Annotated in this window: 22 protein-coding genes; 10 read left to right on the top strand and 12 right to left on the bottom strand. The window is 73.4% G+C overall.

Going from position 1 to position 20,623, the window contains the following annotated elements:
- Positions 1 to 87 precede the first annotated feature (87 nt).
- Together ACGF7U_RS01225 and acs are read right to left on the bottom strand one after the other, a co-directional pair.
- Complete coding sequence (locus tag ACGF7U_RS01225; protein WP_393102069.1) at positions 88 to 2,880, bottom strand: immune inhibitor A domain-containing protein; 2,793 nt, start codon at positions 2,878 to 2,880, stop codon at positions 88 to 90.
- 271 nt (positions 2,881 to 3,151) lie between these two features.
- Positions 3,152 to 5,173, bottom strand: coding sequence for an acetate--CoA ligase (gene acs / locus ACGF7U_RS01230; protein ID WP_393102070.1), 2,022 nt, complete (start codon positions 5,171 to 5,173; stop codon positions 3,152 to 3,154).
- A 261-nt stretch (positions 5,174 to 5,434) separates the two neighbouring features.
- Between acs and ACGF7U_RS01235 the strand changes: the two genes are divergently transcribed.
- Complete coding sequence (locus ACGF7U_RS01235) at positions 5,435 to 6,181, top strand: oxidoreductase (RefSeq protein ID WP_393102071.1); 747 nt, start codon at positions 5,435 to 5,437, stop codon at positions 6,179 to 6,181.
- A 58-nt stretch (positions 6,182 to 6,239) separates the two neighbouring features.
- Here the strand turns inward: ACGF7U_RS01235 and ACGF7U_RS01240 are convergent, their stop codons facing one another.
- From ACGF7U_RS01240 to ACGF7U_RS01255, 4 genes are all read right to left on the bottom strand, one after another.
- Entirely contained in the window at positions 6,240 to 7,046 is an 807-nt protein-coding gene (locus ACGF7U_RS01240; RefSeq protein ID WP_393102072.1) for an HAD family hydrolase, read from the bottom strand.
- A gap of 355 nt (positions 7,047 to 7,401) precedes the next feature.
- Entirely contained in the window at positions 7,402 to 7,569 is a 168-nt protein-coding gene (locus ACGF7U_RS01245) for a hypothetical protein (RefSeq protein ID WP_393102073.1), read from the bottom strand.
- Between the two features lie 340 nt (positions 7,570 to 7,909).
- Positions 7,910 to 8,056, bottom strand: coding sequence for a hypothetical protein (locus ACGF7U_RS01250; protein ID WP_393102074.1), 147 nt, complete (start codon positions 8,054 to 8,056; stop codon positions 7,910 to 7,912).
- A gap of 244 nt (positions 8,057 to 8,300) precedes the next feature.
- The gene (locus ACGF7U_RS01255) at positions 8,301 to 8,501 is read right to left on the bottom strand and encodes a hypothetical protein (protein WP_170286310.1); all 201 of its coding nucleotides are present in this window, start codon (positions 8,499 to 8,501) and stop codon (positions 8,301 to 8,303) included.
- A 574-nt stretch (positions 8,502 to 9,075) separates the two neighbouring features.
- On the opposite strand from ACGF7U_RS01255, the gene ACGF7U_RS01260 reads away from it, so the two are divergent.
- Complete coding sequence (locus ACGF7U_RS01260; RefSeq protein WP_393102075.1) at positions 9,076 to 9,687, top strand: SUKH-4 family immunity protein; 612 nt, start codon at positions 9,076 to 9,078, stop codon at positions 9,685 to 9,687.
- 135 nt (positions 9,688 to 9,822) lie between these two features.
- Here ACGF7U_RS01260 and ACGF7U_RS01265 read toward each other — a convergent pair whose 3' ends face one another.
- The 3 genes from ACGF7U_RS01265 to ACGF7U_RS01275 form a co-directional block, all read right to left on the bottom strand.
- A complete protein-coding gene (locus ACGF7U_RS01265) occupies positions 9,823 to 11,055 on the bottom strand; it encodes a Cmx/CmrA family chloramphenicol efflux MFS transporter (protein WP_393102076.1) in 1,233 nt (410 codons plus the stop codon).
- A 73-nt stretch (positions 11,056 to 11,128) separates the two neighbouring features.
- Positions 11,129 to 11,701, bottom strand: coding sequence for a TetR/AcrR family transcriptional regulator (locus ACGF7U_RS01270; protein WP_393102077.1), 573 nt, complete (start codon positions 11,699 to 11,701; stop codon positions 11,129 to 11,131).
- A gap of 225 nt (positions 11,702 to 11,926) precedes the next feature.
- Positions 11,927 to 12,385: a carboxymuconolactone decarboxylase family protein gene (locus ACGF7U_RS01275; RefSeq protein WP_393102891.1), complete on the bottom strand. Its 459-nt coding sequence runs from the start codon at positions 12,383 to 12,385 to the stop codon at positions 11,927 to 11,929.
- Positions 12,386 to 12,536: 151 nt separating this feature from the next.
- Here ACGF7U_RS01275 and ACGF7U_RS01280 point away from each other — a divergent pair, with 151 nt between their 5' ends.
- Positions 12,537 to 13,403 carry a sigma-70 family RNA polymerase sigma factor gene (locus ACGF7U_RS01280; RefSeq protein ID WP_393102078.1) on the top strand — a complete coding sequence of 289 codons (867 nt, stop codon included), beginning with the start codon at positions 12,537 to 12,539 and terminating at the stop codon, positions 13,401 to 13,403.
- A gap of 98 nt (positions 13,404 to 13,501) precedes the next feature.
- On the opposite strand, the gene ACGF7U_RS01285 is transcribed toward ACGF7U_RS01280, so the two are convergent.
- Positions 13,502 to 13,882 carry a VOC family protein gene (locus ACGF7U_RS01285; RefSeq protein WP_393102079.1) on the bottom strand — a complete coding sequence of 127 codons (381 nt, stop codon included), beginning with the start codon at positions 13,880 to 13,882 and terminating at the stop codon, positions 13,502 to 13,504.
- 297 nt (positions 13,883 to 14,179) lie between these two features.
- Here ACGF7U_RS01285 and ssd point away from each other — a divergent pair, with 297 nt between their 5' ends.
- The 7 genes from ssd to ACGF7U_RS01320 all read left to right on the top strand — a co-directional run bounded on the left by ssd (position 14,180) and on the right by ACGF7U_RS01320 (position 19,533).
- Positions 14,180 to 15,283 (top strand): septum site-determining protein Ssd, encoded by a 1,104-nt coding sequence (gene ssd / locus ACGF7U_RS01290; RefSeq protein WP_393102080.1) that lies wholly within the window; start codon positions 14,180 to 14,182, stop codon positions 15,281 to 15,283.
- Positions 15,280 to 16,491, top strand: a complete 1,212-nt coding sequence (locus ACGF7U_RS01295) for a TadA family conjugal transfer-associated ATPase (RefSeq protein WP_393102081.1) — start codon at positions 15,280 to 15,282, stop codon at positions 16,489 to 16,491. The genes ssd and ACGF7U_RS01295 overlap by 4 nt, the downstream gene beginning before the upstream one ends.
- A 1,009-nt stretch (positions 16,492 to 17,500) precedes the next feature.
- A complete protein-coding gene (locus ACGF7U_RS01300) occupies positions 17,501 to 17,782 on the top strand; it encodes a hypothetical protein (RefSeq protein ID WP_393102082.1) in 282 nt (93 codons plus the stop codon).
- Positions 17,782 to 18,576, top strand: coding sequence for a type II secretion system F family protein (locus ACGF7U_RS01305; protein ID WP_393102083.1), 795 nt, complete (start codon positions 17,782 to 17,784; stop codon positions 18,574 to 18,576). The genes ACGF7U_RS01300 and ACGF7U_RS01305 overlap by 1 nt, the downstream gene beginning before the upstream one ends.
- Before the next feature lie 62 nt (positions 18,577 to 18,638).
- A complete protein-coding gene (locus ACGF7U_RS01310; protein WP_208418639.1) occupies positions 18,639 to 18,767 on the top strand; it encodes a DUF4244 domain-containing protein in 129 nt (42 codons plus the stop codon).
- A complete protein-coding gene (locus ACGF7U_RS01315; RefSeq protein WP_393102084.1) occupies positions 18,764 to 19,135 on the top strand; it encodes a TadE family type IV pilus minor pilin in 372 nt (123 codons plus the stop codon). Before ACGF7U_RS01310 ends, ACGF7U_RS01315 begins: the two co-directional genes overlap by 4 nt.
- A complete protein-coding gene (locus ACGF7U_RS01320) occupies positions 19,132 to 19,533 on the top strand; it encodes an Rv3654c family TadE-like protein (RefSeq protein ID WP_393102085.1) in 402 nt (133 codons plus the stop codon). The genes ACGF7U_RS01315 and ACGF7U_RS01320 overlap by 4 nt, the downstream gene beginning before the upstream one ends.
- A gap of 77 nt (positions 19,534 to 19,610) precedes the next feature.
- On the opposite strand, the gene ACGF7U_RS01325 is transcribed toward ACGF7U_RS01320, so the two are convergent.
- Both ACGF7U_RS01325 and ACGF7U_RS01330 read right to left on the bottom strand, forming a co-directional pair.
- Positions 19,611 to 20,189, bottom strand: coding sequence for a hypothetical protein (locus tag ACGF7U_RS01325; protein WP_393102086.1), 579 nt, complete (start codon positions 20,187 to 20,189; stop codon positions 19,611 to 19,613).
- A 151-nt stretch (positions 20,190 to 20,340) separates the two neighbouring features.
- Positions 20,341 to 20,547: a hypothetical protein gene (locus ACGF7U_RS01330; RefSeq protein WP_393102087.1), complete on the bottom strand. Its 207-nt coding sequence runs from the start codon at positions 20,545 to 20,547 to the stop codon at positions 20,341 to 20,343.
- Positions 20,548 to 20,623: the final 76 nt, after the last annotated feature.

Below are 20,623 nucleotides of genomic sequence, written 5' to 3' on the forward strand. Positions count from 1 at the left end.
CCCGCGCCGCGTAAGACGAGCGGGGCCCGCCCGGAGCAGTGTGCTCCAGACGGGCCCCGCCGTGTGCCCCGTGGGACCGATCCGAGGTCAGTTCGTTGCCGGGGTGACGTGCACCGTGGCGTACGAGTTGTCCTTCGCGGCCCGCTTGATGGTGATGGTGACGCCGTACGCCACGCCCTGGTCACCGGGGTTGCCGGTGCCCAGCACGATCGCGCCGCCGCCCAGGGTGACCCCGTAGAAGGCCGGTGCCGGCGTACCGTCCGGGTTGGTGACCCGGGTGGTGTACCGCTCGTTGCCCTTCGACGGGATGACGACCGAGGCGTCGCTGTCCCGGGCGTACGCCGCGCCGTCGCGGATCTCGATGCCCGGGTACCAGCCCTTGGCGTCCGTGAAGCCCGGCACCGCCGGCTGGGCGCCGAACTCGGTGCAGTACTCGCTGTACGGCTCGTCCGCCGCCTCCAGGCACTCCCGGAAGGGGTACGTGGGGTTGAGCGAGAAGGCCGCGTTCGCGGACTGCGGGCGGCTGGGCAGGTTGTCCAGCACCGAGGGGTCCTTGACGGCCGCCTCGCCCTTGCGGCGGTACGGGTCGAAGTGCGAGTCCACGATCAGCAGACCGCCCTTGGCGCCGTAGCTCGGCAGCGAGGTGAGCTGCGCCGTGGTGTGGTTGACGTCGCCGAGCGCGGTGTCCCGGTACCAGACCAGCATGCCCGGGGCGTTGTACGACAGCTTGTCGACCTTCCACGCGTCGTGCGAGTAGACCGTGTCGTAGGCGTACTTCAGGCCGTTGTCGAAGCCGTCGAAGTTGCGCCACTCGGCCAGGTAGTAGTGCGCCTGGGTCGAGGTGCCGCCGTCGATCCGCCAGCCCGGGCCGGTGGTGTCGACGAACGTGCCGCCGGTCGCGGTCCAGCCGTTGGCGCCGCTCTCGACGTCGTCGCTCCAGGTGGTGGCGCCGCCGCCGGTCACCGAGAAGTCGTCGGCGAACCAGCCGCGCTCCACGAACGCCTCGTCCGTGGCGTAGCGGAGCCGGACCTGCACCGTCTGCCCGGCGAACGCCGACAGGTCGACGTAGTCGTGCCGCCAGCCGTGGGTGTCACCGGTCAGGCCGTACTTCTTGTTGCCGAAGTCGACCATCCGGCCGTTCGGGTCGGCGTAGCCGTCGTTGGTGGTGACGAGCTTGCCGGTCGAGTCGTAGACCTTCTGCTCGGCCCAGGTGGCGCCGCCGTCGGTCGAGACCTCGACGAAGCCGTAGTCCCAGTCGGCCTCGATGACGAAGTTGTTCCACATCCAGAACTTCGCGTCGGCCGCCGCCGGCACGGCCACCTGCCGGGTGATCTTGACGTCCGCCCAGTCCTGGTCGGCGCCGGTGTACCACATCTTCGTGCCGCTGTGCGGCGTGGCCAGGGTGATCACCTTGTTCGGCAGGTTGATCTTGATGCCGTCCGCGGTGCCGCGCGGGGTGCGCGAGGTCTGGCCCAGCTGAACGTCGCGCGGGTCCGCACCGGGTGCGAGGTTCAGCGGGTCGGCCCAGCCGAGCACCCACTTGTCCCACAGGCCCATGTGCGTCGGCAGCGCCTGGAAGATCTCACCGGAGTGCGAGCCCGAGGCCATCAGGTCCCAGAAGTCGACGTCCGAGTCGGCGTTGCCCGAGGTGTCGTAGAGGTCCGGCAGACCCAGGTCGTGGCCGAACTCGTGGGCGAAGACGCCGACGCCGGCGTCCTCCGGCTGCACGATGTAGTTCGAAACCTGGATGTTGGTGCCGGGGACGGTGTAGCCGCCGGCGATCGACGACGAGTGCGCCCAGATGGCGTACGTGCCCTCGGCGCCGCCGCCGCGGGACTTGCCCTGGCCGGCGTGCACCAGCACCAGGTGGTCGATCACGCCGTCCGGCTCGAAGACGTTGCCGTCACCGTCGCGGTCGCCCTGGTCCTCGATGTCGTAGTCGGCCCACGGGAAGTTCGGGTCCATCTTGGCGAGGGTGTCGATCGCGTCGGTGGCCAGCCGGCCCGCGCCCTGCGGGTTGTCCGGGTGCCCGTTCATCGACTGCTGACGGCCGGCGACCCAGTTGCCGTTCTCGTCCTGGAAGCAGCGCGAGGCCGCGTACCAGCCCTCGGAGTGCGGCACCTTGATCCACGGGCTGGCCTGCCCGTCGACCGTGTACGCGCCCTTGGACATCTCCAGGTACATGTTGTGCATGGTCCGGCCGGCCAGGCTGATGCCCGGCTTGCCGTCCGGCCCGGTCAGGTCCGGGCGGACCCGCTCGGTGATGCCCTCCTTGGTGTAGAGCATCTTGTCGTAGTGCGCCGGCGAGAAGTCCGGCACCCACATCGAGTTGTTGTCCTCGTGCGGCAGGCTCGCCGGGTTGGGGATCTTGTTGTGCAGCGGGCCGTTCTGCACGGTGCCGAGGACACAGCTCCGGTCCTCGAAGACCGTCTTGGGGACCATGACGTCGGTGAAGTCGTCGTTGGCCTGCTCGTTGAACTCGACCAGCAGGGTGAGCAGCTTCGCCGTCTGGGTGCCCGTGGCCTGCTTGATCTGCCGCGGGTTCTTGCCCGTCTTGATCGCCTCGGCCTCGGTCTTCGCGAGCTGCCGCGCGGTGACCGGGTTGCCGCGGGCGAACTTGCGGTCGTAGGCCCGCGCCTCCTCGACCGCCGGGGCGTAGACACCACCCTTGCCCTTGACCTCGCGGCCGTCGCTGTCGGGCTGGACGGCGGGCTCGGCGTAGTTGATGTAGTACTCGTCCGCGCCGATGGTGGCTCGGGCGGGGCCGGGCTCTGCCGCCGCCGCGCCGCCAGTCACGGTCAGTGACGTGGCCGCGAGGGCGATGGCGGGCAGCGCGACGAGTAGGCGTCGGCGCGACCCGGACTGCGGATTTCTGTTCATGCCGCTCCATTTCTCGGGGCATGGGGAGGGAAGGAGTCGGCCGGCCCTCTCATCGATGTGATGTCCATCGAACCGACTCGACCTGCGTGAACCTAAATCAGAAAACAGGCGAATGACAGGGGTCGACGCCAGCCTGTGTCCGTTCAGCTTCTCCCGGTTCCCCCGACCGACCGATGTGACAGGACGCACGCGGTCCGTCGCTCATCCGTAAGAAATGACGATGGGTGACGGTCCGCGCGGGACCGCCACCCATCGGGCCGTACGCCTACCGTCAGTCCTCGTCGGACTTCCCACCGCCCATGCCGGACGAGATCAGGTCCATCACGGACGAGTCCTGGAGCGTGGTGACGTCACCCAGCGACCGGTTCTCGGCCACGTCCCGCAGCAGCCGGCGCATGATCTTGCCGGAGCGGGTCTTCGGCAGCTCCGGCACCAGCATGATCTGCCGGGGCTTGGCGATCGGGCCGAGGGTCTTCGCCACGTGGTTGCGCAGGTCGGCGATGAGCTTCTCGCCCGCCTCGCCCGAGGTGTCGATGCTGCCACGCGGGATGGCGAACGCGACGATGGCCTGCCCGGTGGTCGGGTCGGTCGCGCCCACCACCGCCGCCTCGGCCACCGACGGGTGCGAGACCAGCGCCGACTCCACCTCGGTGGTGGAGATGTTGTGCCCGGACACCAGCATCACGTCGTCGACGCGGCCGAGCAGCCAGATGTGCCCGTCGTCGTCCCGCTTCGCGCCGTCCCCGGCGAAGTACATCCACCCGCGGTGGCCTTCGGCGCCCGCCTCCCGCCCGGACTCGGCGCCTCCGGCGCCCGCACCGAACCGCGACCAGTACGTCTCGATGAACCGGTTGTCGTCGCCCCAGATGGTGCGCAGCATCGACGGCCACGGCTCGCGCAGCACCAGGTAACCGCCGCCGCCGTTGGGCACCGACTGGCCCTGGTCGTCCACCACGTCGGCGCTGATCCCGGGCAGCGGCGTCATCGCGGAGCCCGGCTTGGCCTCGGTGACGCCCGGCAGCGGCGAGACCATGATCGACCCGGTCTCGGTCTGCCACCAGGTGTCCACGACGGGCAGCTCACCCCGGCCGACGTGCTGCCTGTACCACATCCACGCCTCGGGGTTGATCGGCTCGCCGACGCTGCCGAGCAGCCGCAGCGAGGAGAGGTCGTAGCCGGCGGGGATGTCCTCGCCCCACTTCATCATCGTGCGGATCAGCGTCGGGGCGGTGTAGAGGATGCTGACCTTGTACTTGTCGACGATCTCCCAGAACCGGCCCTTGTGCGGGGTGTCCGGGGTGCCCTCGTACATCACCTGGGTGGCGCCGTTGGAGAGCGGGCCGTAGACGATGTAGGAGTGCCCGGTGACCCAGCCGATGTCGGCGGTGCACCAGTAGACGTCCGTCTCCGGCTTCAGGTCGAAGACCGCGTGGGTCGTGTACGACGTCTGGGTGAGGTAGCCGCCGGTGGTGTGCAGGATGCCCTTCGGGCGGGCCGTGGTGCCGCTGGTGTAGAGGATGAACAGCGGGTGCTCGGCGTCGAACGGCTGCGCGGCGTGCGCGGCCGGGGCGGTCTCCACCGTCTCGTGCCACCAGCGGTCCTTGGCCGACCAGGCGACCTCCTCGCCGGTGCGGCGCACCACCAGCACGTGCTCGACCGACGGGCAGTTGGCCACCGCCTCGTCCACGGTCGGCTTCAGCGCCGACGGCTTGCCCCGGCGGTAGCCGCCGTCGGCGGTGATCACCACCTTGGCGCTGGCGTCCTGGATCCGGTTGGTCAGCGACTCGGCGGAGAAGCCGCCGAAGACCACGCTGTGGGTCGCGCCGATGCGGGCGCAGGCCAGCATCGCGACCGCCGCCTCGGGGACCATCGGCAGGTAGATCGCCACCCGGTCGCCCGCGGTGACGCCCAGGTCGGTCAGCGCGTTCGCCGCCTGGCAGGTCAGCCGGTGCAGGTCCGCGTACGTGATGGTGCGGGTGTCGCCCGGCTCGCCCTCCCAGTGGATGGCGACCTTGTCGCCCAGGCCCGCCTCGACGTGCCGGTCCAGGCAGTTGTACGCCACGTTGAGCTGCCCGCCGACGAACCACTTCGCGAACGGCGGCTTCGACCAGTCGAGCACCTGGTCCCACTGCCGCGCCCAGGTCAGCCGCCCGGCCTGCCGCTCCCAGAACGCCAGCCGGTCGGCGTCCGCCTCCGCGTACGCGTCGGCGGTGACGTTGGCGTTCGCGGCGAGTTCGGCCGGCGGCGGGAACTGGCGCGTCTCGTTCAGCAGATTGGCCAATGCCTCGCTCATGCCGTGCTCCCTCGTCGCTCGGGGTGATCTGCGTCTCCCGCACGAGGTTAGTCGGGGTGTCCCGCCGAGGAACCGCCGGTCCGGCCAACGCGCGCCGAGCGGCCCGCGCCGCGCGCCGGACGGCGGTGCCGGCGCACGGATGGGCACCCGGTCGACGCCGTTCGTCGGGCGAGGGCCCTGCTGACAACCCGGCGGGGTGGCGGCGGTCGCTTCCGGGCGGCTCGTCGGCGGGCCGGGGTGGGCAGTCGATAGCGTGACGGGGTGACCGCTGACCCGCTCGCCCCGCTGCTCGCGCTCGCCGACATCGCCGCCGCCGTCGAGCGGGCCCGCGAGCGGTTCGACCAGGCACTCGGGCACCGCGCGCTGCGCCGGCACGGCGGCCAGGTCGCGGCCGAGGTCAGCCTCCGGTCCGCGGTCGCCAGCGCGGCCCTGGAGGGGTACGCCCACGAGCGCGAGGCCGTCCGCGCCGGCACCGTGACCGAGCCGGTAATCCAGGGCGCGCTGCGGGTCGCCGGGGCGCTGCCCGGGCTGTCCGAGCTGTGGCCGAAGGCACCCCGGCAGGCGCTGGCGAAGCTGCACGTGCTCGCCGCCCGGGACGTCGTGGCCGAGGCCGAGCTGGGCCGGCCCGTCGCCGACCCGGTGGTCGCCGCGCGGCTGGACGGCCTGGCCGGGCTCGTCGCCGGCGGCACGAAGGTCTCCCCGCTGGTGCTGGCCGCCGTCGTGCACGGCGAGCTGCTGAACCTGCGCCCCTTCGCCGGGCCCTCCGGGGTGGTTGCCCGCGGTGCCGCCCGGCTGGTGCTGCTGTCCAGCGGGCTCGACCCGCGCGGCCTGCTCGCCGTCGACGTCGGCCACCACGAACGCGAGCCCGAGTACGTCGGCTCGGCCGGCGCGTTCGCCACCGGCACCCCGGACGGTCTGCGCTCCTGGCTGCGGCACTACATGACGGCGGTGGAGGTCGGCGCGGACCGGCTCACCGCGATCGGCGACGATATCCTCGCCGCCGCCTGACCCGTGCCGGCCCGGATCGCGGGGGTCGGGTGGCCGGGCGCTCCGGCGCCTGGGCCGCTCAGGCGGGCGCGGGGGTGGCGCGGGTGCGGCGGTGACGGCCGTACCAGGCGATGCCGATGGCCACGCCGACGCCGACGCCCAGCGCCGCCGCGGCGACCGGGACGGCCGGGCGCTCGCGCAGCCGCCGGCCCAGCGGGACCGGGTGCCGGAACTCCAGCACCGGCCAGGAGTTCTCGACCGCGAGCCTGCGCAACTGCCGGTCGGGGTTTACCACCGACGGGTGGCCGACGCACTCCAGCAGCGGGCGGTCGCTGTACGAGTCGGAGTAGGCGAACGAGTCGGCCAGGTCGTACCCGCGCTCGGCGGCCAGCTCGCTGACCGCCTCGACCTTGCTCGGGCCGGCCGCGTAGAACTCGACCTCGCCGCTGTAGCGGCCGTCCACCACGCCCATCCGGGTGGCGATCACGTCGGTGACCCCCAGCAGCGCGCCGATCGGCCGGACCATCTCCTCGCCGGAGGCGGAGACCAGCACGACGTCCCGGCCGGCGGCCTGGTGCTCCTCGATCAGGGCGGCGGCCTCGGCGTACACGTAGGGGTTGATCAGCTCGTGCAGCGTCTCCGCGACGATCTGGCGGACCTGTTCCACCTGCCAGCCCTTGCAGAGCGCGGCGAGATAGTCCCGGGTCCTGGCCATGGTCTGCTCGTCGGTGCCGCCCAGCCGGAACATCAGCTGCGCGTACGCCGACTTGACCACGTCACGCCGGGTGATCAGCCCGTCCCGGTAGAACGGCCGACCGAACGCCAGGGCGCTCGACTTGGCGATGACGGTCTTGTCCAGATCGAAGAAAGCGGCACTTCGGCCCACGGCGCGAAAGTCTAGCCGGATGGTCTATGGTCGGCGGGTGCCCGGGGTCCGGGGGCCCCTCGGACGTGCGGGCCGACCCTCTTCACCCTCGCTCACCGTGACGTCAATCACACTCTGCGAATATTAATTCGCGTGGAGTGGAGGCGACACCACTCGACGTATACAGGTCCGCTCAGGCAGACTTGTCGACACGACGAGCGTTCATATCTCGTACAACAGGCAGACCCTCGGCGGTTGCACCCCCCGTGACCGCTGAGTGGGTTCGGCTCGACCCCCCCGGAGCCGAACCTCCCGACGACCCCCGTCTCCCCCCGACGGGGGTCGTCCCTTTCCGGCGGGAGCGCTCCGACGCAGGTCACAGGTCCTCTCTGTTCTCGTCGAGGCCGCTGTCCGAGGGCGGATTCTCGACCAGAGGCAGCAGGGAGGCAGCAGAGCTGTCGAAGGCCGCCAGGACCCGCGCGGCGTAGCCGTCTGGGGTGTGCGGATAACGATTCAGCGTCGTCGACGCCTGCTCGTGACCCATGACCCGCTGCACCAGATTGATCGGGACCCCGTCGGTGACCAGCCAGGTGACATAGGCGTCTCAAGTCGTGGAACCGCAGTCCGCCGAACGCCGAGGCCGCCGCGTGCGCCAATCGGCACCGTCCGCAAGCCGGCCCGAGTCTTCGGGTACGCCCGCAGCACGATCCCGCCGTGGGTCTCCACCGCCGCCTGGGCGACGTGCAGCAAACCCCCGATCGAGGTCGACCGCCTCCCACGGCAGGCCCGCGCACTCACCCCAGCGCAGCCCCGCCCCGGCGGCGGCGGCGCAGACGATCCCTCGTGTTCGACCGGCACGGCGGGCAGCTGGCCGGATCGGACCGTCATGCCCGAGAATCGATGATCGCTGCCTCGATGCGTAGCCCGATCCCTGTGGCGACGAGGAAGCCTGCGAGGATGTGCGGCTCTGTGGCCCCGGCGTCGGTCGACAGGGTGATGGCCGAGACCAGGAGGCCGGCGACAAGGACCACGTTTCCGAGCGTGCGATTCTTGGATGCGCGCCTCGAAGCAGGGTTCACACGACCCCGGAACGCCACTGGGCGAGGTCGGCCAGCTTGCGTGGCCCCCAGCTCCGCAGCGCGGTCCACTTGGTCAGCTCTCCGAGCGTCACGAAGGTGATGCAGAGGGTCTTACCGGCCAGACGAGCACGGAGACGGTCAGGCAGCCGCCCCCGGAGGATCGCCGACGCTACGTCGGTGGCCAGGACGACTAGGCTCACGCGGCGCCGGCCCGCCGGGAGGCGTACAGGTCGGCGAGGAAGTCATCCAACTCCTCGTCCGACTCGAAGAGGTCGGGCCGGGCCAGGTCGTCGACGGAGGTGACTGGCCGGATGCCCTGACGACGCGCCAGCTCCTCCGCCGGTACGTGCTCGGCGGTCGGCCACTCGGGCATCTGCTCAGCGCTACTCGACGTCACGGCTCACCTCCTGCGTCTCGAATCGTCGTCTATTCTCGCACCTCCGACGTCGAGGCGGCGCACGTCGTGAGTGCCTCCGGCCGCTGCCGGCGCGCAACCAGTCAGCGAATCGTCAGCGAACGCCGTACCGCGTGGTTCGACTCGATCATGCTCGACGGCGCAACCGATGCGTCTGACGCGGGACGGCAGTTGATCACACTCGCTGCTACGTCAGGTCACTTTCCCCGACGGGGGTCGTCCTTTTCCGCGAGCGTCTCCCGGCCCAGGTGAAGGCACGTCGCTGGGCCCGGCCGGGCGAGGTGTCGGGCTGAGGCAGCGGATCGTCGGCGAGCGTCAGCCGCACCCGGTCGGTGTAGTCCTCGGGCGTGTGCGTGTAACGATTCAACGTCGTTGCCGCCTCGGCGTCCTGATCCCTGCGGCCCGGGTCAGGTGCTTGGGGCGGCGGCGGATGAGTGGGCGAGGCGGAGCCGGAGTGGCCGGAAGCGCCTCGATCCGCAACGTTGTTGTTGAGACCGCTTCCGTCCACTGACAGTCCCGCGACGGCCGTGCCGCCGCCGAGTTCGGAGTTCCGGCAGTGCTTTTCGACGTCACCCGCAGCGAACTCGTCGACATCTTCGGCGAGGACCGGCTCGCGACCCTGCCCGCCACCGCCTTCCCGCCCGCCGCCGCGGACACCGAGGGCGCCCGCCTCCTGCAGACCGTCGGTGTCCCCACCGGGACGCTCCGGCTGCATGTGCCCGACGAGGACTCCGGCCGGCTGCCCCTCGTCCGGGACGTCGTCGACGTCGAGGACTTCGAGGGCGCGTCGGAGGACGCGGGTGAATGGCCCGTCATCGGCTGGCTGCTCAACGCCCACCTCGCCCTCGACCCCGGTTCCGGCAAGGTGCACGCCTTCGACGCCGACGAGGAGACCGTGCGGCAACTCCACACGGACGTCTCCTCCCTCGTCCAGGTCACCCTCCGGTTCCAGCGCCTGCTCGAAGAGTTCATCTTCGACAACGGCGGCGACGACGGCGACTTCGAGCGCCTGGAGCGCGAGGTCGAGCGCATCCGTCAGGAGACGAGCCGTATCGACCCGCTCCCCTGGCAGGACGACGAGACGGTCTGGTCGGTGGTCGGCGAGGAGGTTGCGGCGGGCCAACGCTTCAAGGGCAACAGCCCGGGAGGCCGCTCGCTCTACGGGTGATCGCTGGCCGACGTCGCCCACGCACCGCGCCGGTCTGCGCGGTGCGTGGGCCCCTTTCCTGCGGACGGTCTCCTCATCGACGCCTGGCCGGGTGGGCGCGGCAGGCCCCGGACGGGACCTGCCGGCGTTCCCGATTCAGTCGCAGGCGGCTCCGACGGGGGCGGGGCCGTCCGGGAGCACCGCCGGGTCACTGGCCTTGGCGCTCCTCGCGGCCCTGGACCGGGGGCTTTGCGGGCCGGCGGACAACGCCACCACGCCGAGCGTGACGACTCCGAGCGCCGCGCCGATCCAGGCGATCACGGGATAGTCGAAACCGGCGTCGATGGCCAGGCCGCCGAGCCACGGCCCCGCCGTGATCCCGACGTTGAAGGCGGAGACGTTCGTCGCGGCGGCGAGCGTGGGCGCCTCGGGCGCGAGCGCGAACGCGCGACTGTTCAGGACGGGATTGGTGGCGAACCCGAACGCGCCGAGCAGGAGAATTGCTGGTACGGCCAACGCGGGCACGTCGGCGGCCAGGGCGAGCACCGTCGAGACGACGACGAGCCCCAGGACTCCGACCCGGAGGGTGCGGAAGGGGTGCGCGTCGGCGGTCCGGCTGCCGATGGTGATGCCGGCGAAAGCGCCGATCCCGTAGAGGGCCAGCACCGCGGGAACCCAGGCCGGCGACAGGCCGGTCGTCTCGGTCAGCATCGGGGCCAGGTAGCTGAACGAGACGATCAGGGCGGTCGTGGCGAGGGCGGTCGTGGCGTACAGCAGCCAGACCTGCGGGTTGGCCAGCGCGCGGAACTCGTCCTGGAGCCGGGAGGCGCGCTGCGGGTGCGGTCGTCCACCGGGGATGGTGGCGATCACCCCGACCGCCGCGAGGGCGGAGAGCGCCGCCACCGCCCAGAAGGCAGCCCGCCAGCCGAAATGTTGACCGATGACCGTGCCGGCGGGGAGGCCGACGACGGTGGCGACGGTGAGGCCGCCGGCCACGACTCCCATCGCCTTGCCGCGGGCGGTCGGCCCGACGAGGCCGACGGCGGTGACGGCGGCGACCGCCCAGAAGCCGGCGTACACGAATGCGCCCACGATCCGGGTGGTGAGCAGCACCGCATAGTTCGGCGTCAGCGCGCCCGCGACGTGTGCGGCGGCGAATATCGCGAGAAAGGTCAGCAGCGCGGTACGCCGCGACCAACGCAGGGTCGCCACCGCGAGAATCGGGGCGCCCACCAGCATGCCGACGGCGAATGCGGAGATCAGCAGCCCGGTGTGCGGGATCGACACGCCCAGGTCGGCGGCCATCTCGGGCAGCAGACCGGCGAGCATGAGCTCCGACGTGCCCTGGGCGAATATCGCCAGGCCCAGGATGTAGATGGCTGCCGGCATCGACTACCTCCTTGTTGTGAACTGAATGGTCCAAAATTGGCACATGAAAAAGGGCGCTCGTCCGCCGCCAGGGTCAGATCGCGTCGAGTGCGGTGTTCGCGACCGCCCGCAACGTGGCCCGGTCGGCGCCGCCGCGGGCGAGGACGCGCATGCCACTGATCGTGGCGACGACGAATTGGGCGAGGGTGGCCGGATCCTTCTCCGCGTCGATCTCCTGCTGCCGTTGGCCTGCCTCGATCGCCAGGCGCAGCGCCGTCAGGCGCTGGTCCTGGTCGCGTTCCAGCCGAGTGGCGATCTCCGCGTCGCGCGGTGCCAGCTCGATCATGGAGTTGACCACCAGGCAGCCGGTCGGGTCTCCGGTCTCGGTGTCGGCGGCCTGCCACAGGAGGGCCCGAATCTTCTCCCGGACCGGCATGGCGCTCTCCAGCAACTCGACGGCGGCGGCGGTCCGCTGCGTCATGTAGCGGAGCAGCGACTTCTCGAACAGGTCATGCTTGCTCTTGAAGGTGTTGTAGATGCTGCTGCGGCCCAACCCGGTCGCTTCGCACAGGTCGTCCGTCGAGGTCGCCTCGTAGCCCGCGGTCCAGAACGCGCGCATGGCCGCATCGAGCACCCGGTCTTCGTCGAACGTCTTCGGTCGCCCCATGTCGGCATCGTAGCAGATTCTGAAACGTACAGTCCAAAACGGCGCCGAGATCGTTCGCGGCTGGGACGTCGTGGCATCGACCGCTCCCTGGCGGTTGGGCTCGGCCTGGTCGCCACCGGAAGGCGACCAGGCCGAGCAGTCAGGAACGACTCGCCGGCATCGGGCGGAACCCGGCCGGCCGACACCGTCGGGCGGTACGGGTGCCCGCCGCTGTCGGTGCTCCGCTCAGCCCCAGACCTGCGGTGCGGGCTGGCGGGTCGTGGCGTTCAGCCGGTTGAAGAAGTTGGTGGTGGCGATCCAGAGCACCACCGTGGCCAGTTCCTTCTCGTCGAAGTGCCGGGCGGCCTCGTCCCAGATCTCGTCGGGCACCGCGTCGGCCCGGTCGGCGAGGCGGGTCGCGGCCTCGGCGAGCGCGAGCGCGGCCCGCTCCGCGTCGGTGAAGTACGGCGTTTCCCGCCAGGCGGCCACCGCGAAGAGCCGTTCGTCGGTCTCTCCTGCCTTGCGGGCGCTGCGCGCGCCGGAGTCGACGCAGGCGCTGCACCCGTTGATCTGGCTGGCCCGCAGGTGGACCAGCTCCAGCGTGCTGGTGGGGACGCCGGCGGAGTGCGCTGCCTTGTAGAGCAGGTTGATCGCCTTCATTGCGTCGGGGAGCACCATCGCGGGGTTCTGCATGCGGGCCTGCATGGTCATCTTGTCCTGTCCTCCCTGTTACGCTGGCCGGCGTTTCTCGCCGTCGCGTTTTCGTCCGTCACCTCGTTGTCGACAGCGGGACAGGCGGCGTGACAGTTGTGACGGCGGTCACGGGGTGGCGGATGTCGGCGAGAATTGCGGTGCCATGAGCGACTCAGACGTGCTGGCCCGGCGTTTCGAGGAGCAGCGTCCGCGCCTGCGGACCGTGGCCCGGCGGATGCTCGGTTCCGTGGCCGAGGCCGACGACGCGGTCCAGGACACCTGGCTGCGGCTCAGCCGCGCCGACGTCGACGGCATCGACAACCTGCCGGGCTGGCTCACCACCACCGTCGGCCGGGTCTGCCTCGACCGGCTCGGTTCCAGCGCCGCCCGGCACGAACGGCCCGCCGACGTGACCGAGGACGAGCCGACCACCTCCGGGGCCGGCGAAGTCGATCCGGAGCGGGAGGCGCTGCTCACCGACTCGGTCGGACGGGCGCTGGACGTGGTGCTGCGGACCCTCGGCCCCACCGAGCGGCTGGTCTTCGTGCTGCACGACATGTTCGCGGTCTCCTTCGACGAGCTGGCGCCCGTCGTCGACCGCAGCCCGGCCGCCGTACGGCAGATCGCCAGCCGGGCCCGCCGTCGGGTGCAGAGCGGACCACCGACGCCGGAGACGGACCGGGCCCGGCAACGCGGCGTCGTCGAGGCATTCCTCGCCGCCTCGCGGGAGGGGCGCTTCGACGATCTGCTCACCCTGCTCGACCCGCACGTCGTCCTACGCTCCGACGCCACGGCCGTCAGGATGGGCGGGGCCGGCGAGGCGCGGGGCTCGTCCGCCGTGGCCGGCTTCTTTTCCGGCCGGGCCCAGGCCGCCGTGCCGGCGTTCGTCGACGGTGCGCCGGGCGCCGCCGTGGTGATCGACGGCCGTACCCGCATCGTGATCAGCTTCGTGGTCACCGACCGGATCATCGGCGTCGAGGTGGTCGCCGATCCCGACCAGATCGCCGCCGTCGAGCTGGTAGTCGACTGACCGGCCGGCGTGTCACCCGCCGGCGCGGGCTCACGCGCCCGCCGGTGCGGCGAGCCGGGTGATCCGGCCGGCTGGCTGACCGCGCCGGCGCACGCCCGTCACGGCCAGGTCCTGGCCTGGGCGTCGAAGACCTCCGGCGGGCTCTCCACCGGCAGGACGCAGACCAGGTGCCCCCCGGGCACGCGCAGCACACGGCACTCCTGCCACCGCGCGACCTGGGTGGCACCGAGGGCGAGCAGTCGGGCGGTCTCCGCGTCGACGTCGTCGGTCTCGAAATCGAGGTGGAAGCGGGGCGCGTCGTCGACCGCCTGCACGGCGGTGACCAGCCCGGGCAGGGCGTCGTGCAGGTCGATGAACTGCGGATACCGGGCGACGGGCTCGGCGGGGACGCCGAGGGCGGCCGACCAGAAGGCCGCCGCCCGAGCGGCCTCCGGCGCAGGGGCGTCGATCAGGATGGCGTACACGCGGCTGCGGTGCATGCAACGCAGACTATCGATCCGTACGGCGTGCGGCGGGTGCGGCTGACCCGGGACGGCGGTCACGGCGTGGAGCGGGAGGGTGGCCCTCCTCGTCATCGAGCAGGCCAGGGGAGGAGCGACAGCATCCCCGCGGCCAGGGGCGACGAGCCGACGGCCATAGCAGATCGACTCACCCGGTGGGCGTTGTCCACAGGTGGCGGCGTTGTCCACAGGCGGCCGTCGCGGGGCGGCGACCGGTGACGGATCGGGAGCAGGGTCTCGGTCAGCAACCCCGGAGCCCGACCGCTGGAGGCCGCGATGCCACCCCGTACCTCCGTCCCGCCGCACCGGCGCCTGCCGCTGCTCGTCACCTCGGACGGCGACCTGCTCGACGACCTGCTCCGGCTCGCCGCGGCCGGCGGTGTCGAGGTGGAACTCGCCGCCGATCCGGCGGCGGCCCGGACCCGCTGGCTGCCCGCCCCGCTGGTGCTGGTCGGCGCCGACCAGGCCCAGCCGTGCCTGCGGGCGCGGCTGCCGCAGCGGCCACGGTTGGTGCTGGTGGGCCGGTCCGGGCAGTCCGATCCCGGTTTCCAGGTCGCCGAGCTGGTCGGCGCCGAGCACGTGGCCGTCCTGCCGGCCGCCGAGCCGTGGCTGGTCGACCGGTTCGCCGAGTGCGGGCCGGACGGCGCCGACCGGGGCGGGGCCCGGATCACGGCCGTGCTGGGCGGGCGGGGCGGCGCGGGGGCGAGCATCCTGGCCGGCGGTCTCGCGGTCACCGCCGCCCGTGCCCGGCTGCGCACCCTGCTCGTCGACGCCGACCCGCTCGGCGGTGGGCTCGACCTCGTGCTCGGCTGGGAGCAGCTGGAGGGGCTGCGCTGGCCGGCGCTGACCGACGCCGACGGCCGGGTGGACGCGCCGGCGCTGGTGCGAGCCCTGCCGAGTCGGGGCGACCTGGTGGTGCTCTCCTGGGACCGGGGCGACCTGCTCGCCCTGCCCGCCCAGGCGATGGCGGCCACGGTCGACGCTGCCCGGCGGGGCCGGGACTTCGTGGTGGTCGACCTGCCCCGGCAGTTGGACGACGCGGCCGTCACCGCCCTCCAGGCGGCCGACCAGGTGTTCGTCGTCGTGCCGGCCGAACTGCGGGCCACCGCCGCGGCCGCCCGGGTGGTGGCGGCCGCCGCACCGCACTGCGCCGCGATGTCGGTGATCGTTCGCGGCCCGGCGCCCGGCCGGCTCGGGGCGGCCGAGGTGGCCCGCGCGCTCGGGCTGCCGCTCGCCGGAACGCTGCGCCCGGAGCCGGCGTTGGCCCGTGGGCTGGAACGGGGCGAGGCGCCGGCCGCCCACGGCAGAGGGCCGCTGGCGGCCCTCTGCCAGCGCATCGTCGCCGAGCTGACCGGCACGCCCGCGGCGGGTGCGGCATGACCGGGCCGGCCGAGGGCGACACGCTCGCGTCCCGGGTGCGACAGCGGATCGCGGCGGCGGCCACCCCGGTCACCCCGGCCGCGATCGTCTCCGCCGTACGCGCGGAACCCACCGCCGCCGTGCTCGGCGACACCGCCCTGTTGCGGATGGCCGACCGGGTGCGCGACGACCTGGTGGGAGCCGGTCCGCTCGCCCCGCTGCTGGCCGACCCGGAGGTCACCGACGTGCTGGTCAACGGCGTACGCGTCTGGGTGGACCGGGGACAGGGCCTGCAGCAGGTCGCCGTGCCGGTCGGCACGGTGGACGACGTGCGCCGGCTCGCCCAGCGCCTCACCGCCAGCGCCGGCCGGCGACTCGACGACGGCTCCCCGTACGCGGACGCCCGGCTGCCCGACGGCACCCGGCTGCACGCCGTGCTGCCGCCGGTGGCGACCGACGGGCCCTACCTGTCCCTGCGGACGTTCCGGCAGCGGCCGTTCACCCTCGACGAGCTGGTACGCCAGGGGACGGTGCCCCGACCGGTGGCGCCGGTGCTCTCCGCCGTGGTGGCGGCCCGGTTGGCGTACCTGGTGACCGGCGGCACCGGTTCGGGCAAGACGACGCTGCTCAACACGCTGCTCGGGCTGGTGCCGTCGACCGAGCGGATCGTGCTGGTGGAGGACGCGGCCGAGTTGCACCCGCGACACCCGCACGTCGTCGGGTTGCAGGCCAGGACGGCCAACGTGGAGGGCTCCGGCGCGGTCGGGCTGACCGACCTGGTCCGGCAGGCGCTGCGGATGCGGCCCGACCGGCTGGTGGTCGGCGAGTGCCGGGGCGGGGAGGTGGTCGACCTGCTCGCCGCCCTGAACACGGGGCACGACGGCGGCGCCGGGACCCTGCACGCCAACGCCCCGTCGGACGTGCCGGCCCGGCTGGAGGCGCTCGGGATGCTCGGCGGGCTGCCCCGTCCCGCGCTTCACGCCCAGCTGGCCGCCGCGCTCCAGGTGGTGCTCCAGGTGCGCCGGGGCGAACAGGGGCGGGTGCTGGAGTCGCTGTGTCTGCTCCTGCCCGAGGGGCCGGACCGCCTCGTCGCCGCCGTTCCCGCCTGGGTACGCGGGCGCGGCCTCGGTCCCGCCGCCCGCGAGCTCGCCACGTTGCTACGGGAGCGCGGCGTGCCGGTGCCGCCGGTCCTGTGCGAGCCCTGGCCCGGATCGGCGGGGCCGAAGTGAGCGCCCCGTACGCGCTGGTGGCGCTGCTGGCGATCGTGTCGGCGATTGTCGTGGTCAATCTGCTGGGCGCTCGGGGCCGGCGGCGCGCCCCCGCCGGGGAGGCGCACCGGAACGCGCCGGCGGGGGCGGAGGACCCGCTCGTCGACTGGATAGCCGAGCTGCGTCAGGCGTCCGGCCCGGGGACCAGCCGGCCGCCCCTGGTAGCGGCCACCCCGGAGGCCCGTCCCACCGCTGCGGACCGCCCCGCCGGGACGCTTCCCGGCCCGGCGGCCGCGCCGGCGTCGACCGGGCGGCAGCCCGAACCGGGTGACGTGTTCGAGGCGGTCACGCCCGCGGGCCTGCCGGCCGTCGTGCGGGCCGCCCCGGTCCGCGAAGCGTCCGCGAGCGGGCGCGGAGCGGGCGGTGGGGCGCCGTGGCCGGTGCGGGACGTGGCGGGCCGGGCGTCCTGGTCCTGGCCCGCCGGTGGCCGCCCCGGCCCGTCCCGGCCGCCGGGTCCGGCCCGACCACCCGCCCGCCTGGATGCTCGGCGGCCGGCCGGCACGCCGGCCCCGACGGCGGCGTCGTCCCGCCGGCCCGACGTGCCGGGAGCCGGCCCGGCGGGCGGCGGGCGGCGGAACTGGTCCGGGGCACTGACAAGATCGCCGAGGCGCACCCTGCTGCTGACGGGGCTCGCCGCTGCCACGGCCGGCCTGCTGGTGGCCGGCCCGGTCGCGGCGGTGGCCCTCGGCGGCTACGGCACGCTGGCCGTCCGCGCGCTGCTCCGTCGGCAGGCGGGCCGGCGGGCGGACCGGGTCCGGCGCCACCAACTGGATCAGCTCTGCGGGCTCGCCGCCGATCTCCGGGCCGGCCTGCCGGTGCCGGTCGTCGCCGAGCGGCTCACCTCGGGCGACCCGGACCTCTCGCCGGGACCGACCGGGACGCGGCGGCCGGCGACGGGCGGATCGGCCCGGACCGGCTGGAGCGGCTCGCCCGCGCTGCCGTACGCCTCGCCGACCGGACGGGCGCGCCGTTGGCCGAGTTGCTGGAGCGCATCGAGGCGGACGCCCGCTCGACCGACCGGGGACTGGCCGCGGCGGACGCCCAGGCGGCCGGGGCGCGGGCCACCGCGTTGCTGCTCGCCGCTCTGCCGGTCGGCGGGATCGGGCTCGGCTACGGCATCGGTGTCGACCCCGTGGCGGTGCTGTTGCACACCCCGGTCGGCGGTGCGTGTGCGGTCGTGGCCGTCGCTCTCCAGATCGCCGGACTGTTCTGGGCCGAGCGGCTGAGCGCGACACCGGGGCGGGCGAGCTGATGTCCCCGGCGGTGCCGGTCGCGGGTTGCCTGGCGGCGGTGGCCCTGCTCGCCGTGGCGTTCTTCGCCGGCCGGCGGCCCCTGCGGCGACTGCGTGCGCTGGGCGGGGCGCCGCCCGGCGTGAGCCCGGCCGGCTCGGCCCGCCGACCGGCCGGTTCCGGGCTCGGTGGCGAGGCGCCGGAGAGGGCGCGGTCCTGGCGACGGCCGGATGCGATCCGGCTCGCCGCCGGGCTGGGCGGCCTGGCCGTGGCCGTCGTCCCCGGCGGCTGGCCCGGGCTGCTGGCAGCCGTGCCGGCGGCGCTGCTGCTCGACCGGCTGCTGCGCCGGATCGAGCCGCCGGCCGTACGCAGGCGGCGGCTGCGGGAGAGCGCCGACCTGCCGCTCGCCGCCGACCTGCTGGCAGCGACGATGCGGGCGGGAGCGCCGGTGGACAGATCCGTCCTGGCCGTGGCGGAGGCGCTCGACGGGCCGCTCGCCGAGCGGCTCGCCCGGGTCGGCCGGTTGCTGCGGCTCGGCGGTGGACCCGAGGAGGCGTGGGAACCGCTCGCGTCCGTGCCGGGCGCCGAGCGACTCACGGCGGCCGTCCTCCGCTCCTCGAACAGCGGCGCGGCGCTGGCCGGCGCGCTGACCCGGCTCGCCGACGACCTGCGTGCCGACCGGTCCACGGCCGCCGAGGCGGCCGCCCGCCGGGCCGGCGTGTTCATCGTGCTGCCGCTGGGGCTCTGCTTCCTGCCGGCCTTCATTCTCGCCGGCCTGGTGCCGGTGGTCGTCGCCGTCCTCGGCGACGTGCTCTGATCCACCTCGAGAAAGGACAACCAGTGCGCAAACTTCTCGCCCGCCTGCGCGGGGACGCCGGAATGAACACGGCGGAGTACGCCGTCGGCACCCTCGCCGCCGTCGCCTTCGCCGGGATCCTGCTGAAGGTGCTGACCTCCGGCAACGTGCAGTCCGCGTTGACCGCCGTCATCGACCGGGCGCTCAAGTGAACCGGCGCCGGCCGGCCGGCCGCGACCGGGGTTCCTTCACCGCCGAACTGGCGGCCGGCCTGCCGGCGCTCCTGCTGCTCCTGCTCGCCGGGCTGACCGCGGTGAACGCCGTCGGCTCGAGGGCGGGTTGCCTGCACGCGGCCCGGGAGGCGGCGCTGGCCGCCGCCCGGGGCGAGGACGGCGCGGCCGCCGCCAGCCGGGCGGCCCCGGCGGGCGCCGAGGTCACGGTCACGGTCGACGGCCAGCGGGTCACGGCCACCGTGCAGGTGCCCGTACGCGCGCTCGGCACGCGGCTGCCCAGGATCACCGTGACCGCCACCGCCGTCGCGGCCGTGGAGCCCGGCGTCGCGGCGCCCCAACCACGATGATCGGACCGGGCGGCCGGGGGGCGGCGCCGTCAGCGCCGTGCCGGCGGGGAACCGGCGGGGAGCGTGGCGGGGCGACGGTCTGCCTGCTCGCCGTCGGGCTGGTATTCGTCGTGGTCGGCCTGTTCGGGGCGGCCGTCGGTGCCGCCCGGACCGCCCGGCAGCAGGCCCGGGTCGCGGCGGACCTCGGCGCGCTCGCCGGCGCCGGGCAGGCCCTCCAGGGCGAGCCGGCGGCCTGCGGCCGGGCCGCCGAGATCGCCGCCGCCAACGGCGGGTCGACGCTCGCCTGTCGGCTCGACGGCCTTGACGTCCTGGTGACCGCGGAGGTGGCCGTCACCCCGCTGCCCGGCCTGTCCCGGGTCGCGACCGCTACCGCCCGGGCCGGCCCGGTGCGGGGCTGACTGGTGGCGCGGTCAGTTGCGGGCCGGACCGGCGGGGAACCGGGCCGGGGTGACGGGACGGCCCCCGGCCCGGGCGGTCAGCGCGCCTGGAGGGCGTCGAGGGCGACGGCCATCGCGATCACCAGTCGGCGGTCGATCTGCGGGTGCTGCACCTGGACGACGTACCGGTCGCGCAGGCCCCACTGCTTGATCACGGAGAAGACGGGCTGACCGTCGGCGACGAAGTCGAAGTGGTACGGCAACCAGGACAGCGAGTCGACGAACCGCCGCAGCAGCGCCACCGGGAGGCTGCGCTCCTGACCCGTGATCTGCGGCAGCCCGGCCTGCTCGACGTGCCACGTGGACCGGAGCAGCGACTGGGCGAAGTCCTTGCGGAACTGGCCGATCGGGTTGCCGGCGTGGTCGGTCACGTCGTACGTGGCGCCGATGTCGAGGCGCTGGCGTGCCTTGAAGCCGAGCAGCGGCTGCTGCTTCGAGTCGTCGGTGTAGATCGTCACCTGCTCCTTGAAGGCCAGCCGCTTCTGCTGGGCGAACGCCAGCAGCCCACCTTCGGAGCCGTCCGGTGCGACGGCGTGGACCTCGTACTGGTTGACCATCATCCGGAGCCGCTGCCGGATATGGAACTGCTGCTGGGCCTGCAAGGTGTCGGGCTGCATGGGATCTCCTTCGAGGGGGTGCGCCGGAGTGTCGCACAGGCTCAACCGTTCCGTCCGCCCACAGGTCGCGCGCAGCCCGGCGCCGGCGCGCCGCGCCCCTGCGCAGCCGACGAAGACACGCCACCGCCGGCCGCCACCGGCACGCACCACCTCACCGACCGCCGTCGACGGTCGCCTTGAGCGCCCAGGCGTTGAGAACCTGGTGGATGCTGCGCAGTCGTTCGTTGATCTGCTCCAGCCGTTCCGCCTGCGCCAGGGTGGCGAGCGCGGTGCCGAGGGCGATCTGCTGGTCGGGGGTGAGCTTCTCCTGGTCGATCGTGTAGAGCAGGTCGACGGTCTCGGCGATGGTGTCGGCCACGACTCCTCCTTCGGCGGGACGAACGGCTAGGGGATCCGCGAGCACCGATGGAAGCGCTCCCACAGCTTCCTTGCCC

It is taken from the genome of Micromonospora sp. NPDC047670 (assembly GCF_043204915.1).
Taxonomy (GTDB): Bacteria; Actinomycetota; Actinomycetes; order Mycobacteriales; family Micromonosporaceae; genus Micromonospora.

Excerpts from the sequence above, each read along its gene's own strand:
- ACGF7U_RS01285 (WP_393102079.1), bottom strand. The coding sequence starts at position 13,882 with ATGCACCGCAGCCGCGTGTACGCCATCCTGATCGACGCCCCTGCGCCG.
- ACGF7U_RS01305 (WP_393102083.1), top strand. The coding sequence starts at position 17,782 with ATGTCCCCGGCGGTGCCGGTCGCGGGTTGCCTGGCGGCGGTGGCCCTG.
- ACGF7U_RS01295 (WP_393102081.1), top strand. The coding sequence starts at position 15,280 with ATGACCGGGCCGGCCGAGGGCGACACGCTCGCGTCCCGGGTGCGACAG.
- acs (WP_393102070.1), bottom strand. The coding sequence starts at position 5,173 with ATGAGCGAGGCATTGGCCAATCTGCTGAACGAGACGCGCCAGTTCCCG.
- ACGF7U_RS01270 (WP_393102077.1), bottom strand. The coding sequence starts at position 11,701 with ATGGGGCGACCGAAGACGTTCGACGAAGACCGGGTGCTCGATGCGGCC.
- ACGF7U_RS01280 (WP_393102078.1), top strand. The coding sequence starts at position 12,537 with ATGAGCGACTCAGACGTGCTGGCCCGGCGTTTCGAGGAGCAGCGTCCG.
- ACGF7U_RS01320 (WP_393102085.1), top strand. The coding sequence starts at position 19,132 with ATGATCGGACCGGGCGGCCGGGGGGCGGCGCCGTCAGCGCCGTGCCGG.
- ACGF7U_RS01245 (WP_393102073.1), bottom strand. The coding sequence starts at position 7,569 with ATGGGTCACGAGCAGGCGTCGACGACGCTGAATCGTTATCCGCACACC.
- ACGF7U_RS01325 (WP_393102086.1), bottom strand. The coding sequence starts at position 20,189 with ATGCAGCCCGACACCTTGCAGGCCCAGCAGCAGTTCCATATCCGGCAG.
- ACGF7U_RS01310 (WP_208418639.1), top strand. The coding sequence starts at position 18,639 with ATGAACACGGCGGAGTACGCCGTCGGCACCCTCGCCGCCGTCGCCTTC.
- ACGF7U_RS01275 (WP_393102891.1), bottom strand. The coding sequence starts at position 12,385 with ATGCAGGCCCGCATGCAGAACCCCGCGATGGTGCTCCCCGACGCAATG.
- ACGF7U_RS01265 (WP_393102076.1), bottom strand. The coding sequence starts at position 11,055 with ATGCCGGCAGCCATCTACATCCTGGGCCTGGCGATATTCGCCCAGGGC.
- ACGF7U_RS01225 (WP_393102069.1), bottom strand. The coding sequence starts at position 2,880 with ATGAACAGAAATCCGCAGTCCGGGTCGCGCCGACGCCTACTCGTCGCG.
- ssd (WP_393102080.1), top strand. The coding sequence starts at position 14,180 with ATGCCACCCCGTACCTCCGTCCCGCCGCACCGGCGCCTGCCGCTGCTC.